Source organism: Enterobacter cloacae complex sp. P2B (assembly GCF_014895985.1).
Taxonomy (GTDB): domain Bacteria; phylum Pseudomonadota; class Gammaproteobacteria; order Enterobacterales; family Enterobacteriaceae; genus Enterobacter; species Enterobacter bugandensis.
This window is the reverse complement of record NZ_JADBQQ010000007.1, coordinates 17955-35612: the sequence shown is the minus strand read 5'-3', so window position 1 is coordinate 35612 and position 17658 is coordinate 17955. Positions and strand designations below refer to the sequence as shown.

The 17658-nt window shown below is 57.2% G+C and carries 17 protein-coding genes; 4 read left to right on the top strand and 13 right to left on the bottom strand.

What is annotated here, in order from left to right; translation table 11 throughout:
- Positions 1 to 46: 46 nt before the first annotated feature.
- The gene (gene dinB / locus IM313_RS06525) at positions 47 to 1105 is read right to left on the bottom strand and encodes a DNA polymerase IV (protein WP_041911133.1); all 1059 of its coding nucleotides are present in this window, start codon (positions 1103 to 1105) and stop codon (positions 47 to 49) included.
- A 158-nt stretch (positions 1106 to 1263) separates the two neighbouring features.
- Between dinB and IM313_RS06520 the strand changes: the two genes are divergently transcribed.
- Positions 1264 to 2127: a glycerophosphodiester phosphodiesterase family protein gene (locus IM313_RS06520; RefSeq protein ID WP_192971504.1), complete on the top strand. Its 864-nt coding sequence runs from the start codon at positions 1264 to 1266 to the stop codon at positions 2125 to 2127.
- A 30-nt stretch (positions 2128 to 2157) separates the two neighbouring features.
- Here the strand turns inward: IM313_RS06520 and nqrM are convergent, their stop codons facing one another.
- From nqrM to IM313_RS06485, 7 genes are read right to left on the bottom strand one after another with little or no spacing between them, the layout of a single operon-like run.
- The gene (gene nqrM, locus IM313_RS06515; protein WP_041911135.1) at positions 2158 to 2358 is read right to left on the bottom strand and encodes a (Na+)-NQR maturation NqrM; all 201 of its coding nucleotides are present in this window, start codon (positions 2356 to 2358) and stop codon (positions 2158 to 2160) included.
- Positions 2359 to 2360: 2 nt separating this feature from the next.
- A complete protein-coding gene (nqrF, locus tag IM313_RS06510) occupies positions 2361 to 3584 on the bottom strand; it encodes an NADH:ubiquinone reductase (Na(+)-transporting) subunit F (protein ID WP_045259789.1) in 1224 nt (407 codons plus the stop codon).
- A 10-nt stretch (positions 3585 to 3594) separates the two neighbouring features.
- Positions 3595 to 4191 (bottom strand): NADH:ubiquinone reductase (Na(+)-transporting) subunit E, encoded by a 597-nt coding sequence (gene nqrE, locus IM313_RS06505; RefSeq protein WP_003863217.1) that lies wholly within the window; start codon positions 4189 to 4191, stop codon positions 3595 to 3597.
- A gap of 6 nt (positions 4192 to 4197) precedes the next feature.
- Positions 4198 to 4836, bottom strand: a complete 639-nt coding sequence (locus IM313_RS06500) for an NADH:ubiquinone reductase (Na(+)-transporting) subunit D (protein ID WP_028012078.1) — start codon at positions 4834 to 4836, stop codon at positions 4198 to 4200.
- Entirely contained in the window at positions 4829 to 5623 is a 795-nt protein-coding gene (locus tag IM313_RS06495) for a Na(+)-translocating NADH-quinone reductase subunit C (protein WP_192971505.1), read from the bottom strand. Before IM313_RS06495 ends, IM313_RS06500 begins: the two co-directional genes overlap by 8 nt.
- Positions 5616 to 6851 carry an NADH:ubiquinone reductase (Na(+)-transporting) subunit B gene (locus IM313_RS06490; protein WP_192971506.1) on the bottom strand — a complete coding sequence of 412 codons (1236 nt, stop codon included), beginning with the start codon at positions 6849 to 6851 and terminating at the stop codon, positions 5616 to 5618. Before IM313_RS06490 ends, IM313_RS06495 begins: the two co-directional genes overlap by 8 nt.
- 2 nt (positions 6852 to 6853) lie before the next feature.
- A complete protein-coding gene (locus tag IM313_RS06485) occupies positions 6854 to 8197 on the bottom strand; it encodes a Na(+)-translocating NADH-quinone reductase subunit A (RefSeq protein ID WP_192971507.1) in 1344 nt (447 codons plus the stop codon).
- A gap of 298 nt (positions 8198 to 8495) precedes the next feature.
- Here IM313_RS06485 and dpaA point away from each other — a divergent pair, with 298 nt between their 5' ends.
- Entirely contained in the window at positions 8496 to 9236 is a 741-nt protein-coding gene (dpaA, locus tag IM313_RS06480; protein WP_041911140.1) for a peptidoglycan meso-diaminopimelic acid protein amidase, read from the top strand.
- Here dpaA and IM313_RS06475 read toward each other — a convergent pair.
- Complete coding sequence (locus tag IM313_RS06475; RefSeq protein ID WP_028012073.1) at positions 9207 to 9974, bottom strand: class II glutamine amidotransferase; 768 nt, start codon at positions 9972 to 9974, stop codon at positions 9207 to 9209. The genes dpaA and IM313_RS06475 overlap by 30 nt on opposite strands.
- 47 nt (positions 9975 to 10021) lie before the next feature.
- Positions 10022 to 10600 (bottom strand): D-sedoheptulose 7-phosphate isomerase, encoded by a 579-nt coding sequence (lpcA, locus tag IM313_RS06470; protein ID WP_003863232.1) that lies wholly within the window; start codon positions 10598 to 10600, stop codon positions 10022 to 10024.
- 239 nt (positions 10601 to 10839) lie between these two features.
- On the opposite strand from lpcA, the gene fadE reads away from it, so the two are divergent.
- Both fadE and IM313_RS06460 read left to right on the top strand, forming a co-directional pair.
- A complete protein-coding gene (gene fadE / locus IM313_RS06465) occupies positions 10840 to 13284 on the top strand; it encodes an acyl-CoA dehydrogenase FadE (RefSeq protein WP_048999721.1) in 2445 nt (814 codons plus the stop codon).
- A 108-nt stretch (positions 13285 to 13392) separates the two neighbouring features.
- Positions 13393 to 14163 (top strand): amidohydrolase, encoded by a 771-nt coding sequence (locus IM313_RS06460; protein WP_192971508.1) that lies wholly within the window; start codon positions 13393 to 13395, stop codon positions 14161 to 14163.
- A 56-nt stretch (positions 14164 to 14219) separates the two neighbouring features.
- On the opposite strand, the gene IM313_RS06455 is transcribed toward IM313_RS06460, so the two are convergent.
- The 3 genes from IM313_RS06455 to IM313_RS06445 are packed head-to-tail and all read right to left on the bottom strand — an operon-like array spanning position 14220 to position 17650.
- A complete protein-coding gene (locus tag IM313_RS06455) occupies positions 14220 to 15821 on the bottom strand; it encodes a gamma-glutamyltransferase family protein (RefSeq protein WP_047367565.1) in 1602 nt (533 codons plus the stop codon).
- A gap of 9 nt (positions 15822 to 15830) precedes the next feature.
- Positions 15831 to 16706: an ABC transporter permease gene (locus tag IM313_RS06450; protein ID WP_028012069.1), complete on the bottom strand. Its 876-nt coding sequence runs from the start codon at positions 16704 to 16706 to the stop codon at positions 15831 to 15833.
- Between the two features lie 2 nt (positions 16707 to 16708).
- Positions 16709 to 17650, bottom strand: a complete 942-nt coding sequence (locus IM313_RS06445; protein WP_028012068.1) for an ABC transporter permease — start codon at positions 17648 to 17650, stop codon at positions 16709 to 16711.
- Between the last annotated feature and the right edge of the window lie 8 nt (positions 17651 to 17658).

The following is a 17658-nucleotide window of genomic DNA, read 5'->3' as shown; positions in this document are numbered from 1 at the left end:
TGTTGCCCGGCGGCGCTACGCTTGCCGGGCCTATGATGAGTGCAATCTACAATCCCAAAACCAGCTGACGCTCCAGCTGCGGATCCAGCAGCGTGACGTGCAGTCCCACCAGCCTCACCCCTCGTCCGCCTCGTCGTTCTTCCCACGCCTTTTTCGCCGTTGCGATAAGATCTTCTTTATTCAGGCGCGGCCAGACGTGCTCCTGTGTCGTCTGCTGAAAATCGTTAAATTTCAGCTTGATGCCCTGTCGGGCAATCAGTAAATCAGGCTTTACTTTGATCAGGCGTCGCTCCAGCTCCGGATAGAGCTGTTCCGTAATAATGGTTTCGCATTCTGACCAGTCATGGATGTCTTCGCTCAGCGTGCGCTCAACCCCGACCGATTTACGAAGCCGTTCGTTGTTTACATCGCGGTCGTCAATGCCCTGACTGCGCTCCCACAGCACGCGGCCAAACTTCCCAAAGCGCTTGAGCAGCATAGCCAGGTCGCTTCGCTGCACGTCTTCGCAGGTGCGTAACCCCATACTTTCCAGCTTCGCGGCGGAGACTTTGCCTACGCCGGGGATTTTGCCAAGCGGCAGCGTTTTTAAAAACGCCGGGACCTCTTCAGGGGTGATGACGTACTGACCGTTGGGTTTATTTAAATCGGAAGCAATTTTGGCGAGAAATTTTACCGGCGCGACGCCTGCCGACGCGGTGAGATTCAGCTCGTTGAAAATGGTCTGGCGGATCTCCTGCGCCATCAGGGTAGCGGAGCCGTGACAGTGCAGGCTGTCGGTGACGTCAAGATAGGCTTCGTCCAGCGAAAGCGGTTCAATCAGTGAGGTGTAGCGGGAGAAGATTTCGCGTATATGGTTTGAGGCTTCTTTATAGGCGTCAAAGCGCCCTGGCAAAAGAGTAAGGTGCGGACACAGTTTCAGCGCCATCGCCGTCGGCATGGCGCTGCGCACGCCAAATTTGCGTGCAGGATAGTTGGCGGTGCTGATCACACCGCGCTGAACGCGGCTGCCGCCAATGGCGATGGGAATATCCCGCAGCGCCGGGTTGTCACGCATCTCCACCGCGGCAAAAAAGCAGTCCATATCGACATGGATTATTTTGCGCATCGGTCATACCACATATGTATTTATATACAGTATAACAAAAGGCAAAAAATGCGTCAGCTATTTTCCTTACTCACGGTTGTCATATAAATGTGTTACAAACATTCGTAATAAAACCTTTATATACATACACTTATGTAATCAATGGAGCGTAATTATTCATGAAGAAAATTCTCCCGATTTCGTTACTGTTTCTGGCGAGTGCTGCATCTGCTAGCCCTGCGATCGTTACCCACCGGGGCGGGACTGCGGATGCACCTGAAAATACCCTGCCAGCCATTAAGCTCGCCCTCGAAAACAAAGCAGATATCGTCTGGATTACCGTGCAGTTAAGTCGGGATGGCGTACCGGTTCTCTATCGACCTGCCGATCTGAAAGCGTTAACCAATTTGCAGGGAAAGGTGTCACAGTATACCGCTGAAGAACTGGCAAAGGCGGATGCCAGCGTGAAGTGGAAAGATAAGGGCCTGCCGGAAAACCTGCTTAATTCCCCGATACCGACGCTGAAGTCGGTGCTGAGCACCTGGCCAGATACGCGGTTTTTTATTGACATCAAATCTCCGGATGCCGATCCGGCGACCATGGGCAACGCGCTGCTTAACGTATTGAAAGAGACCAACAGCCTGAATCGCGTTCGCGTTTATTCAACCGAAGATCGCTATATGGAAGCATTGCCTGTCGAAATCCCCCGCTTTGTCACGCGCAGCGAAACCCGCACGCGTCTGGCCACGATTTCGTTGAGCCATGAATGTCTGCCTCCTTCACAAAAAATGGACGATTACTGGTATGGGCTTGAGTTAAACCGAAAAGTAGAAGTGGTCGAGAAATTCACCTTAGGCGAAGGTGTCTCTCCTGCAACATTAACGTGGGACAAAGAGGCCGTTGACTGCTTCCGCTCTCAGGGCAATGCCCATCTGATTTTTATCGGCGTGAACTCTGAAGAGGATTACCAGAAGGCGAAAACACTGGGTGCCGAAGGGGTTCTTGTAGACTCACCAGCCAAAGCCAAAAGCTGGGCAAAATAAATGATAAAGGCCGCACGAAGCGGCCTTTTCCTAGATGATTCTCTGCTGGTCCCGGGCCATGCGCTTTTTACGCGCATCGCACGGTTCGGGGCAGTCGCACACCTTTTCCATTCCGATGGAAGAGATACCTCCACAGCTGCCCTGAATGCTTTTACGCTTGATGATCCAGCCTAAAGACATACCGAACACCACCAGCAAAAACACCGCAAAGGTTGCCAGAAAGGTCAACATAATCAGCCTCCGAAATCATCAAGGAGGATGTTTTCATCTTCCACGCCGAGATCTTTGAGCATCTTGATCACGGCGGCGTTCATCATTGGCGGACCACACATATAGAACTCGCAGTCTTCCGGTGCCGGGTGCTGTTTGAGGTAGTTTTCATACAGCACGTTGTGAATGAATCCCGTATAGCCCGTCCAGTTATCTTCCGGCTGCGGATCGGAGAGCGCCACGTGGAAGGTAAAGTTCGGATTCTCACGCGCCAGCTGTTCAAACTCATCGTCGTAGAACATTTCGCGCAGCGAGCGCGCACCGTACCAAAAGCTGATTTTACGCTTGCTGCCGAGACGCTTGAGCTGGTCAAAGATGTGCGAGCGCATAGGGGCCATACCCGCACCGCCGCCGATAAAGACCATTTCCGCGTCGGTATCTTTAGCAAAAAACTCGCCGAACGGACCGGAGATCGTCACCTTGTCGCCTGGCTTAAGGGACCAGATATACGACGACATCACGCCCGGCGGCGCGTCAGGCACGTTTGGCGGCGGCGTGGCGATACGCACGTTGAGCATGATAATGCCCTTCTCTTCCGGGTAGTTAGCCATGGAATAGGCGCGCAGCGCGGGCTCTTTTACCTCGGAAACAAAGCGGAAGAGATTAAATTTATCCCAGTCGGCCCGGTACTCATCGGGCACGTCGAAGTCCGCATACGCCACAGTGTGCGCCGGACACTCAATCTGGATATACCCACCTGCACGGAACGGGACGCTCTCCCCTTCAGGGACACGCAGCTTGAGCTCTTTAATGAACGTGGCTTTGTTATCGTTCGAGATAACCTCGCACTCCCATTTTTTCACGCCGAAAATCTCTTCCGGCAGCTCAATCTTCATGTTCTGACGCACCGCGACCTGGCACGCCAGGCGGCACCCCTCTTTCGCTTCACGCTTCGTAATATGCGACAGTTCAGTAGGCAGAATATCACCGCCCCCCTCTTTCACCGTCACACGACACTGCCCGCATGAGCCGCCTCCACCGCAGGCTGACGAGACAAAAATCCCGTTGCCCGAGAGCGTATTAAGCAGCTTGTCCCCTGCCGGAGTGCGGATCTGGTTCTGCGGATCGTCATTGATATCAATGATCACATCCCCGGAATTAACCAGCTTTGCGCGCGCCGCCAGAATCAGCCCTGACAGCACCAGTACTATCAGCGTGAACATCACCACGCCAAGAATAATTTCCATCTGTTAACCCTTATAGCTGCACACCGGAGAAGGACATAAAGCCCAACGCCATCAGGCCGGTGGTGATAAAGGTGATCCCTAAGCCACGCAGCCCCGCAGGCACGTTGGCATATTTCATTTTTTCACGGATCCCCGCCATAGTGACAATCGCCAGCATCCAGCCGATACCGGAACCGAAGCCGTACACCACCGATTCACTGAAGTTGTAATCGCGCTGAACCATAAACGAGACGCCACCGAAGATGGCGCAGTTCACCGCGATCAGCGGCAGGAAGATCCCCAGAGCGTTGTACAGCGACGGGAAATACTTATCGAGGATCATCTCCAGGATTTGTACCAGCGCCGCAATCACCCCGATGAAGGTGATGAAGTTCAGGAAGCTAAGATCGACGCCTTCCACCAGCGCGCCGTCCCGCAGCACGAAGTTGAACACCAGGTTGTTAATCGGAACCGAAAGCCCCAGCACAACGGTGACCGCCACGCCCAGGCCAAATGCCGTCGAGACCTTTTTAGAGACGGCAAGGAACGTACACATGCCCAGGAAGAAGGCGAGCGCCATGTTTTCAACAAACACCGCGCGCACAAATAAACTCAGGTAATGAGCCATTGTCGGTTACTCCTTTTCCTGCTGCTCAGGCTTCAGCGTACGAATCAGCCAGATCAGCAAACCGATAATGAAAAACGCGCTTGGGGCCAGCAGGAACAGGCCGTTCGGCAGATACCAGCCGCCGTTCTGTACCGTATCCAGCACCTGAACGCCAAACAGCTTGCCGCTGCCAATCAGCTCGCGCAGGAAACCGACCGTCAGGAGGATCACGCCGTAGCCCAGGCCGTTGCCGATACCGTCCATAAAGCTCGCCAGCGGCGGCATTTTCATGGCGTAGGCTTCAGCGCGCCCCATCACGATGCAGTTGGTGATAATCAGCCCGACAAACACCGAAAGCTGTTTGGAGGTTTCATAGGCGAACGCGCGCAGCAGCTGATCGACCACGATCACCAGCGAGGCGATGATCGCCATCTGCACGATGATCCTCACGCTGTTGGGGATGTGGTGGCGGATCATCGAGATAAACATGCTGGAAAACGCCGTCACCAGCGTTACCGCCAGCGTCATCACCACCGCCGTTTCCAGCTTGGTCGTTACCGCCAGAGCCGAGCACACACCCAGCACCTGCAGGGTTATCGGGTTATTGGCTAAAAGTGGGCCAATCAGCACCTTTTTAACTTCTTTCAGTTCACCCGTATCAGCCATTGTTCAGCGCTCCTTCACGTACGTTCTTCAGGAAGGGACCAAAGCCCAGTTCACCCATCCAGAAATCAAAACTGTGCTGCACCCCGTTAGAGGTGAGTGTGGCGCCGGAAAGACCGTCCACGGCGAATTCATCCCCAGGACGCGCGCCTCCTTTCACCACCTTCAGCGCAGGCTGACCGTTATCATTAAGCACTTTTTTACCGATAAACTGCGCACGCCAGTTAGGGTTTTCCACTTCGCCACCCAGCCCCGGCGTTTCGCCCTGATCGTAATAAGTAATACCTTTGACCGTGCGGCCATCGGTATCCAGTGCCACAAACGCATACATCATTGACCATAAGCCGTTGCCGTAGATGGGCAACACGATTTCCTGTATGCGCTTCTGCTCGTCACGGACGAGGTAAATCTCCGCGATATTGCTGCGGCGCTTAATGCCAGCCGGATCCTGCGAGGCGTCAAGCACGGTGCTCATCTGCGGATCCTTTAATGCCAGCGCCTGGTTATATTTCGCAGGGTCTTTATCCATCAGCTCGCCGGTTTTTAAATCCACCAGCCGTGCGGTAATGCGTTCAGCAAACACGTCGGCGACGTCGTCCTTCGTCATGCCTTCCTGCATCAGCCCGGCCACGGCCAGGATGTTGCGCTGTTTATCCAGCGCGCGCTGTTCCTGCTGCAGCGGCTTTAACCCTACGGCGGAACCGGCAACCACGATGGAACAGACCAGACACAGTACCAAAACCACCAGCAGCGTTTTGCTGATGCTGTCGTTATTTTTAACCTCAGCCACGCGCCTTCCTCCGCTTAATGTTGGCGCGCACGACCAGGTAGTCGAACAGCGGCGCAAACAGGTTGGCAAACAGAATGGCCAACATCATCCCTTCCGGATAGGCCGGGTTGGCCACGCGAATCAGTACACACATCACGCCAATGAGCGCGCCGTAACACCATTTCCCCCTGTCGGTAAAGGAGGCCGAGACGGGATCGGTGGCCATGAACATCATGCCAAACGCAAAACCTCCCAGCACCAGGTGCCAGTACCACGGCATGGAGAACATCGGGTTCGTGTCTGAACCAATGAGGTTGAACAGCGTGGCGGTAAGCACCATGCCGAGCATAACGCCCGCGACGATGCGCCAGGACGCCACGCGGCCAAAGAGGATGATGGCCCCGCCGATCAAAATCATCAGGGTAGATACTTCGCCAATAGAGCCCGGAATGTTGCCAAGAAACGCGTCAAACCAGGTCACTGGCTGGCCGGTAGCATTGTTGACCAGCGTTTCGCCGCCACCTGCCGCCCACTGAGAAAGCGGCGTCGCGCCGGAGAAACCGTCCGCAGCCGTCCACACCAGGTCGCCCGAAATCTGCGCCGGGTAAGCAAAGAACAGGAACGCACGCCCCGCCAGCGCCGGGTTGAGGAAGTTACGTCCGGTGCCGCCGAAAATCTCTTTGGCAATCACCACGCCAAAGCTGATCCCCATCGCCGCCTGCCAGAGCGGCAGAGTCGGCGGAACAATCAGCGCAAACAGAATGGAGGTCACGAAGAAGCCTTCGTTGATCTCGTGTTTGCGGATGATGGCGAAAAGCACTTCCCAGAAGCCGCCCACGATAAAGACGGTCATGTAGATCGGCAGGAAGAAGACGGCCCCCAGCGTCATCATGCTGACCCAGCCTGCATCAGCCGCAAAGCTCACGCCCAGCGACTGCGCCAGACGATAGTGCCAGTCAGACTGGATCACCTGCGCCAGCTGCTGAGCGTCGTACATATGATGCAGCGCCGGAATGGTTTGCAGACCAACGTTGTACATGCCCCAGAACATGGCCGGGAAGACCGCAAACCACACCAGGATCATCATGCGTTTCAGGTCGATGGCATCGCGAACGTGCGCTGCCCCTTTCGTCACCAGACCCGGAGTGTAGAAAATAGTCGTCGTCGCTTCATACAGCGGGTAGTACTTTTTGAGCTTCCCTTCGGTAAAGTGCGGCTCAATTTTTTCAAAGAGGTGCTTTAATCCCATGGTTATCCTTCCTGCTCAATGCGGGTTAACACCTCGCGCAATACGGGTCCATATTCGTATTTACCCGGACACACATAGGTACAGAGCGCCAGATCTTCTTCATCCAGTTCCAGACAACCGAGCGCCTGCGCGCCGTCGGTATCGCCTGCCAGAAGATCGCGCAGCAGCACGGTAGGCAGAATATCCAGCGGCATTACACGTTCGTAGTTGCCAATCGGAACCATCGCGCGCTCGCCGCCGTTTGTGCTGGTAGAGAAGTTAAAGAGCTTATGACGCAGAAAGTGGCCAAGCGTGGTGCGGGTGACGGAGTATTTTTCTGCGCCAGGCACAACCCAGCCGAACAGCTCTTTCTCACGCCCTTCCAGAACGACGCTCACCTGAAGATGGAAACGTCCCAGGTACGCGTGCGCATTGACAGCGCGGCGGCCGCTGAGTACCGAACCGGAAATGAGGCGGTTTTCACCCTCTTTCGTTTCCCCTGCCAGCAGTTCATTAATGTCTGCTCCCAGAAGCGTCTTAACCAGACGCGGGTTTGCGGCCTGCGGCCCGCCGATGGCGATAATCCGTTCAGCGCAGAGTTCACCCGTAATAAAGAGCTTACCGATGGCAATGACATCCTGATAATTAAGGTGCCAGACCTGTTTTTTAAGGCTCACCGGCTCAAGGAAGTGGATATGGGTCCCGACCAGACCCGCCGGATGCGGGCCGGAAAATTCATTAAACGTAACCTGCCCCTGCGGATGGCCGCCAAGCTTGCCGCCGCTGGCCTGGCAAACGTGCACTTTTCCGGGCGTCAGGCGAGTCAGAACGGTCAGCCCGGCATCAAAGGCTTTACGCTGCGCCAGGATAATGGGCTGCGGGTCTGCGCTGAGCGGGTTGGTGTCGATGGCCGTCACGAAAATGGCAGCCGGGGCGGTATCAGGAACGGGTGATTTGCTGAAAGGACGCGTACGCAGCGCCGTCCACAGGCCGGACGCGAGCAGCTGAGCCTGCACATCTTCGCGGCTAAGCGTCGCGAGGTCTGCCGCATCATAACGAGCAAACTCACGCTGTTCATCGCCTTCAATGCGGATTACCACCGACTGCAGCACGCGACGCTCGCCGCGGTTGATCGCTACCACTGTGCCGCTGGCGGGGGCCGTGAACATGACGCCGGGATTTTTTTTGTCTTCAAAGAGCGCCTGCCCTTTGATCACGCGATCGCCCTCCTGCACCAGCATTGAAGGACGCATGCCCAGATAATCGTCACCTAAAATTGCGACATGACGGACGCTTGCGCCACACGAGACGTGCTGCTCAGGCACGCCTGCAATCGGCAAATTAAGTCCTTTTTTTATTTTAAACATGTGGTTAGCAGGTTTCCATAAACAACGATCCAGTGGGCGCAAAGTGTAACATTTTCCCCTTCTCTCGGGCAGGGGATCCACGGTCGGGCGCGCCAAAATGCGAGCTATTACGCAAAGTTCCTGGAGCCAGCGCGTTTTTGATGGTTTATAAAGTAAAACTAATTTGTAAACTCACCGCCCGGCTCTTGCGAAAATCTATAGCGGTGCTAATGTGAGCGCACCTAACAGAATAATCTGATTTCGGGTCTCTTTTGCCGTCCTGGCAAGTTAGTCCAGGTTTTATCAAGGAATTTGTAGTATGCGTAAAATCGCATTGTTCATTGCGATGCTTCTGATTCCGTGCATGTCGTTTGCCGGGCTGCTCAGCAGCAACAGCTCCACCACGCCGATCAGCAAAGAATATAAACAGCAGTTAATGGGATCCCCGGTTTATATTCAAATCTTCAAGGAAGAGCGCACGCTCGATCTGTTTGTAAAAATGGGCGAAACATATCAGCTGCTTGATAGCTACAAAATTTGTAACTATTCCGGCGGGCTGGGCCCGAAACAGCGTCAGGGCGATTTCAAAAGCCCGGAAGGTTTTTACAACGTTCAGCGTAACCAGCTAAAGCCGGATAGCCGCTTCTATAAAGCCATCAACATCGGTTTCCCGAACGCCTATGACCGTGCTCACGGTTATGAAGGGAAATACCTGATGATCCACGGTGCCTGCGTGTCTGTCGGCTGCTACGCGATGACCGACTCCGGCATTGATGAGATTTTCCAGTTCGTAACCGGCGCACTGGTCTTTGGGCAGCCTAACGTTCAGGTCAGCATCTATCCGTTCCGCATGACCGATGCCAATATGGCGCGCCATAAGTACTCTTACTACGCCGATTTCTGGAAACAGCTGAAGCCGGGTTATGACTACTTTGAGCAGACCCACAAGCCGCCGGTAGTTTCTATCGTCGATGGCCGTTACGTGGTCAGCAAACCGCTGAGCCACGAAGTCGTCCACCCGCAGCTGGCGTCAAATTACACGGTCCCCGAGACAAAATAGCACCCACTCGCCTGGCATAATCTTTTGCCAGGTTTCGTTGCCCGTCAGCGGCTGCGTTGCAATAACGGTGACCACATCGTTCGGTGTGGTCTCCTTCTGAAAGTCTATCTCCACATCCTGATCGAGCAGCGTAGCAACGCCAAACGGCGCGCGGCGCGTGATCCAGAAGAGATTCGTCGAGCAGAACGCCATCACGTAGCGCCCGTCAGACAACAGCATGTTAAACACGCCTTTTTCACGCAATTCGGCTGCCAGCGTCGCGATGTATTTGAATACGGCGGCCATATTGCCGGGCGTGCGCGGATAACGTTCTGTCAGCTTATGCAGCAGCCAGCAGAAGGCCTTCTCGCTGTCCGTTTCGCCCACCGGACGGAAGTTGCCCGTTTCCAGAGATTTATAGCCCGTAAGCTGCCCGTTGTGCGCGTAGGTCCAGTTACGGCCCCACAGCTCGCGGGTAAAGGGATGGGTATTTTCCAGCGCAACTTCGCCGCGGTTTGCCTGGCGAATATGCGCGATCACCGAACAGGATTTAATGGGATAGTCCTGCACCAGTTTGGCAATCGGTGAGTTAAAGCTGGGCTGTGGATCTTTGAACGTGCGACACCCTTTGCCTTCATAGAAGGTGATGCCCCAGCCGTCTTTATGCGGCCCGGTTCCCCCACCGCGCTGAACCAGCCCGGTGAAGCTAAAGCAGATATCGGTTGGCACATTGGCGCTCATCCCGAGCAGTTCGCACATACATCACCTCCACAACAGCGGGGGGCACCGGTGCCCCCAGCGAAGTCTTACTTAACCATCTCTTTTTCGATCAGCTGGATCAGGATGTGGATCACTTTGATGTGAATTTCCTGAACGCGATCTGCATAGCCGAAGTGCGGAACGCGAATTTCGATATCCGCCGTACCGTCCATCTTACCGCCATCTTTCCCGGTCAGGGTGATGACCTTCATCCCTTTTTCACGCGCGGCGGCGATCGCTTTGATCACGTTCGCGGAGTTACCGGAGGTAGAGATACCCAGCAGCACGTCGCCTTCACGGCCTACTGCCTCAACGTAGCGGGAAAAGATGTGGTCGTAACCGAAGTCGTTGCCTACGCAGGAGATGTGGCTCACGTCGGAAATCGCAATCGCCGGGTAGCCCGGACGGTTTTCGCGATAGCGTCCGGTCAGCTCTTCGGCGAAGTGCATGGCGTCACAGTGGGAACCGCCGTTACCGCAGGAGAGCACTTTGCCACCGGCCTTAAAACTGTCGGCCAGCAGGACCGCCGCGCGCTGAATAGCGTGAATATTGGCATCATCTTTCAGAAAGTTCGCCAGCGTTTCCGCCGCTTCGTTCAGTTCGTTACGAATAAGATCCTGGTACATGAGGATAATCCTTCAGTATTGATGAAATAACACAGTGGAGTGTACCGGATAGCGGGAAAAGCGAGAAGCTAAAGCCATGCGAATCGTCCGGCGTTTTGATTTTTTGTGCCGGCGAAAACGCGAACAATGTGAACCAGGTTGTAATTATTTTGTAAACACATTGCTAAAGGAATTCACATCAACTACAACCATATCATCACAAGTGGTCAGACCTCCTACAAGCAAGGGAGCTTTTCTTTATGATGATTTTGAGCATTCTCGCAACCGTTGTACTGCTCGGTGTGTTGTTCTATCACCGCGTCAGTTTATTCCTGAGCAGCCTGATTCTTCTGGCCTGGACGGCTGCGCTTGGCGTCGCAGGTCTCTGGAATATCTGGATTTTGGTCCCTCTTGCCATCATTCTGCTGCCGTTTAACCTGGCCCCGATGCGTAAGTCGATGATCTCCGCGCCGGTATTTAAAGGCTTCCGCAAAGTGATGCCGCCGATGTCGCGCACCGAGAAAGAAGCGATTGATGCGGGCACCACCTGGTGGGAAGGCGATCTGTTCCAGGGCAACCCGGACTGGAAAAAGCTGCACAACTATCCGCAGCCGCGCCTGACCGCCGAAGAACAGGCCTTTATTGACGGCCCGGTGGAAGAAGCGTGCCGCATGGCGAACGACTTTGCTATTACCCACGAAATGGCCGACCTGCCGCCGGAGCTGTGGGCGTACCTGAAAGAGCATCGCTTCTTCGCGATGATCATCAAAAAAGAGTACGGCGGTCTTGAGTTCTCCGCTTACGCGCAGGCTCGCGTGCTGCAAAAGCTGGCAGGCGTCTCCGGGATCCTGGCGATTACCGTCGGCGTACCGAACTCCTTAGGCCCGGGCGAACTGCTGCAGCACTATGGTACGGAAGAGCAGAAAGATCACTATCTGCCGCGACTGGCGCGCGGTCAGGAAATCCCGTGCTTCGCGCTGACCAGCCCGGAAGCAGGCTCCGATGCAGGCGCAATCCCGGATACCGGCGTGGTCTGTATGGGAGAGTGGCAGGGCCAGCAGGTGCTGGGCATGCGCCTGACCTGGAACAAACGCTATATCACCCTGGCGCCTATCGCCACCGTGCTCGGCCTGGCCTTTAAGCTCTCCGACCCGGAAAAACTGCTGGGCGGTGAAGAGGATCTGGGCATTACCTGTGCGCTGATCCCAACCTCGACGCCGGGCGTGGAAATTGGCCGTCGTCACTTCCCGCTGAACGTGCCGTTCCAGAACGGCCCGACCCGCGGCCAGGATATCTTTGTGCCGATTGACTACATCATCGGCGGCCCGAAAATGGCCGGTCAGGGCTGGCGCATGCTGGTGGAATGTCTGTCGGTGGGTCGCGGTATTACCCTGCCGTCGAACTCAACCGGCGGCCTGAAGTCCGTCGCGATGGGAATTGGCGCTTATGCCCACATTCGCCGTCAGTTCAAAATCTCCATCGGCAAGATGGAAGGTATCGAAGAGCCGCTGGCTCGCATCGCGGGCAACGCTTACGTAATGGACGCCGCTGCATCCCTGATTACCTACGGCATCATGCTGGGCGAAAAACCGGCCGTGCTGTCCGCGATTGTGAAGTACCACTGTACCCATCGCGCGCAGCAGTCGATTATTGACGCGATGGATATCGCGGGCGGTAAAGGCATTATGCTCGGCGAAGGCAACTTCCTGGCGCGCGGCTATCAGGGCGCACCGATTGCCATCACCGTGGAAGGGGCCAACATCCTGACCCGCAGCATGATGATCTTCGGCCAGGGTGCGATTCGCTGCCATCCGTACGTGCTGGAAGAGATGGCCGCTGCGCAGAATAACGACGTGGACGCCTTCGACAAACTGCTGTTCAAACATATCGGTCACGTGGGCAGCAACAAGGTGCGGAGCTTCTGGCTGGGCCTGACGCGCGGCCTGACCAGCGCGACGCCAACCGGCGATGCGACCAAACGTTACTACCAGCATCTGAACCGTCTGAGCGCCAACCTGGCTCTGCTGTCCGACGTTTCCATGGCGGTGCTGGGCGGTAGCCTGAAGCGTCGCGAGCGTATCTCCGCCCGTCTGGGCGACGTGCTGAGCCAGATCTTCCTGGCCTCTGCGGTGCTGAAACGCTACGACGACGAAGGCCGTCAGGAAGCGGATCTGCCGCTGGTGCACTGGGGCGTGCAGGATGCGATGTATCAGGCGGAACAGGCGATTGACGACCTGCTGGCGAACTTCCCGAACCGCTTCGTGGCTGGCGCTCTGCGCATGGTGATCTTCCCGACCGGTCGTCATCACCTGGCGCCGTCCGACAAGCTGGACCACAAGGTGGCGAAGATCCTGCAGGTTCCGAGCGCAACCCGCTCCCGCATTGGCCGCGGTCAGTATCTGGCGCCAACGCCGCATAACCCGGTGGGCCTGCTGGAAGAGGCGCTGCTGGACGTGATGGCCGCCGACCCGATTCACCAGAAAATCTGCAAACAGCTGGGTAAAAACCTGCCGTTTACTCGTCTGGACGAACTGGCGAAACAGGCGCTGGCCGGTGGCATTATCAATAACGACGAAGCTGCGCTGCTGGTGAAAGCTGAAGAGAGCCGTCTGCGCAGTATTAACGTGGATGATTTCGAACCGGAAGAGCTGGCGACGCAGCCGGTAAAGCTGCCGGAGAAGCACCGCAAACCTGAAGCGGCATAACCCGCTTCGCTCTGACAAACCCCGCCCGGTGCGGGGTTTTTTATTGCCACATTTTCTCGTAATGACGTGCTACAGTGTCAAAAAGGGGTCGTTTGAGGAGTCTGTATCGTGCCTGGTTTGAAGATTTCGATTTTGCAGCAGCCTTTAGTGTGGATGGATGGCCCTGCCAACCTGCGCCACTTTGATCGTCAACTGGAAGAGATTACCGGGCGAGATGTGGTTGTCCTGCCGGAGATGTTTACCACTGGCTTTGCGATGGAAGCGGCGAAACAGTCGATGCCCCAGGAAGAGGTGGTCGCCTGGATGCATGCCAAAGCGCAGCAAACCAACGCGCTGATCGCCGGGAGCGCCGCACTGCAGACGGAACGCGGCCCGGTGAACCGCTTCCTGCTGGTTGAGCCGGAAGGGAAGGTGCATTTTTACGATAAACGCCACCTGTTCCGCATGGCCGATGAACATCATCATTATGAAGCCGGTAACGAACGCGTGGTGTTCGAGTGGCGCGGCTGGCGCATCCTGCCGCTGGTCTGCTACGACCTGCGCTTCCCGGTGTGGTCGCGCAACCGCAACGATTACGACCTGGCGCTGTACGTCGCCAACTGGCCCGCGCCGCGCTCGCTGCACTGGCAGGCGCTGCTGGTGGCTCGCGCGATTGAAAACCAGGCGTACGTGGTGGGCTGTAACCGCGTGGGGACGGACGGCAACGGCCACCACTACCGCGGCGACAGCCGGGTGGTGAACCCTCAGGGCGAGATTATTGCCACCGCCGAACCGCATCAGGCGACGCGCATTGATGCTGAATTATCGTTAACGGCGCTGAAGGAGTATCGGGAGAAGTTTCCGGCCTGGCAGGATGCGGATCCGTTTAGCATTGGGTGAAAAAATGCCGGGTGGCGGCTACGCCTTACCCGGCCTACCAATGTTGCTCGCTTCTTTTAACTCACTAACGCCTGCCCGTCTTTGCGGCTCTCCGTCGCGGCCACGTAGTGCCCCTCCGGCATACGATAGATCACCTGCGCACCGCCGAAGTTGTAATCCTGGAGCGGATCTTCCACCACGATCTGATGCCCGCGCTCGCGCAGCGCGGCAATGGTGTTGCGATCGAACGTCGATTCAACGATCACCTCCCTGCCCTGCACCACGCGCCAGCGCGGCGCGTCGATGGCCGCCTGCGGGTTTTGCCCGTGCAGCATGATGCGCAGCGCCATCTGCATGTGCCCCTGCGCCTGCATCGGGCCGCCCATCACGCCGAAGGACATCAGCGGCTGGCCGTTGCCGTCCATCGCAAAGCCCGGAATGATGGTGTGGAAAGGACGCTTGCTGCCCGCCAGCGCGTTCGGGTGTTTGGGATCGAGCACAAAGCCGCAGCCGCGGTTTTGCAGGCTGATTCCGGTATCCGGCACCACAATGCCTGAACCGAAGCCCATAAAGTTGGACTGGATAAACGAAACCATCATCCCGCTGGCGTCCGCGGTGCTGATGTAGACCGTGCCGCTCTGCGTCGGTGAACCGTACACAAAGTCAGAGGCGTTATCGCGATCGATAAGCGCCGCACGCGACTTCAGATAGTGGTCGCTCAGCAGCTCTTTTGCTGCGAACTCCATATGTTCTTCATCCGCCACGTAGCGGTCGAGATCCGCCAGCGCCAGCTTCATGGCTTCAATGGATAAGTGCAGAGACTGCACGGAGTCCGGATGATGTTTCTCAATGCCGCACTGCTCCAGAATACCGAGCGCAATCAGCGTGGCGATCCCCTGCCCGTTTGGCGGCAGCTCCTGTACCGAGCCGCCCGCGAAGTCGCGCGACAGCAGGTCAACCCAATCCACGCGATGGTTTGCCAGATCTTCCGCTGACAGGTGCGCGCCGTGCTCCTGGGCGAAGGCGGCAATTTTCTGCGCCAGCTCGCCGCGGTAAAAGGCTTCACCGTTGGTTTTGGCAATCAGCTCCAGCGAATGTGCCTGCGCCGGGTTACGGAAGATCTCCCCCACGCGCGGGGCGCGGCCTTCCGGCGCAAAGCAGGCGCTAAAGCCCGGCTGATCTTTCAGCTTGTTATAGCCGCGCTGCCAGAGATGACCAATCAGCGGCGAGACCGGGAAGCCGTTGCGCGCGTAGTCAATCGCAGGCTGCGCCAGCGTGGTCAGCGGTAGCGTGCCGAAGCGTTCTGCCAGGGCCACCCAGCCCGACACCGCACCCGGCACCGTCACCGCGTCCCAGCCGATTTCCGGCACTGCGCTTTTACCGGCAAACAGATCCGCATGCCAGCTGGCCGGCGAGCGCCCGGACGCGTTCAGGCCGTGAAGTTTTTCACCGTCCCAGACGATGGCAAAGGCATCGCTGCCGATGCCGTTGCCGGTCGGCTCAACAACGGTCAGCGCCATGGCGGTGGCAATGGCCGCATCGACGGCATTACCACCCAGTTGCAGCATTTTCATTCCCGCCTGCGCCGCCAGCGGCTGCGAAGTGGCAACGGCGTTGTGGCCCATCATCGGCGGGCGGCGTGAAGCGTAACCGGACGTAAAATCAAGCGCTTTGGTCATCATGACTCCTTAGTCGTGGCGCGGATCGAGCGCATCGCGCAGCCCGTCGCCAAGTAAATTAAAGCCCTGCACGGCGAGGAAAATCGCCACGCCGGGGAAAACGGACATCCACGGCGCCTGCTCAAGGAAACCTTTCGCGGTATTGAGCATGGACCCCCAGGACGGATTGGGCGGCTGCTGCCCCAGCCCTAAAAACGACAGGCTGGCTTCGGCAATAATCGCCGAGGCAATGGCCAGCGTGGCCTGAACCAGGATCGGCGACATCACGTTTGGCAGAACGTATTTAATGATGATCCAGCGATCCGGCAGGCCAATCGCCCGCGCGCCGTCGATGTACTCTTCGTTGCGAATGGCGATCACCTGCCCGCGCGTCAGGCGGGCGAAGATCGGCATCGCCGAAAGACCGATGGCGATCATCGCATTGGTCAGGCTCGGGCCTAAAAATGCCCCCAGCGCGATCGCCATGATCAGGAACGGACAGGCCAGCAGCGCCTCGATAAAGCGCGAGATGACGCCGTCCCACATCTTCTGGAAGTAGCCCGCCACCAGCCCCAGCGGCACGCCGATGACCACCGCGATAACCACCGACATACAGCCCGCCATCAGCGAGGTTCGCGCTCCCCAGATAATGCGGGACAAAATGTCGCGCCCCAGCTCGTCGGTGCCGAACCAGTACATCGCTGACGGCGCTTTGCGCACCGCGAGGAAGTTGGCTTTAACCGGGTCAAACGGGGCGATCCACGGCGCCAGCAGCGCCACCAGCACAAAGAAACCCACCACAAGCGCGCCAATCACCGCGCTTTTATTGGCGAGGAATTTCTTCAGCACCCGGTTCTGCGCGCGCGGCAGCGCGGGGGCTACGGTTTGCGTCGTCAGTTCCGCCATCATTAACCTCGCATTTTCGGGTTGATAAGGACATAAAGCACGTCGGCCAGCAGGTTGAGCAGCAGGAAGCCGATCGCCACAATCAGCACCACGCCCTGCACCACCGCGTAGTCACGGTTGAACACCGAGTCGACGATCATCTTGCCGAAGCCCGGAATGGTGAACACCTGCTCGGTCAGCACCGCGCCGCCCAGCAGCTCGCCGAACAGCAGCGTGGTGAGGGTGATCACCGGCACCAGCGCGTTGCGAAACGCGTGCTTTAGAATGACCGCCTTCGGCAGCAGCCCCTTGGCGCGTGCGGTACGGATATAATCCGCTTTCAGCACCGCAATCATCGACGCGCGGGTATGGCGCATCAGCGTCGCCGCCAGCCCGGTTCCGAGCACGGACGCGGGCAGCAGCAGCGTGCGCAGGTTCTGAAGCGGATCTTCACTGAACGGCACGTAGCCGGACGCGGGCAGCCACTGCAGGTTCACCGAGAAGACCAGAATCAGCAGGATCCCCAGCCAGAAGTGGGGAATAGAGATCCCTGAGATCGCCACGAAGTTCGCCCCGTGATCGACCCAGCTGTTTTTGTTCACCGCCGCAAGGATCCCCATGCTGATGCCAAACACCAGCGCAATAATCATCGCCAGCAGCGACAGCTCCAGCGTAACCGGCAGCTTGCTGGCGATAAGCTCGGTCACCGGCTCGTGCGTGCGTAAGGAGACGCCCAGATCGCCCTGAAGCGCCCGCGTCAGCCAGTGGAAATACTGAACCGGGATCGGCGCATCCAGGTTCAGCTCCGCGCGCAGCTGGGCGATCACCGCCGGATCGCGTTCCTCACCGGCCATCGCAATCAGCGGATCGCCGGGCAGCAGCTTTTGCAGCCCGAACACCATCATGCTTACCAGCAGTAGCGTCGGGACGGCCAGCAGCAGACGTTTGCAAATCAGTTCCAGCATGGGTTCTC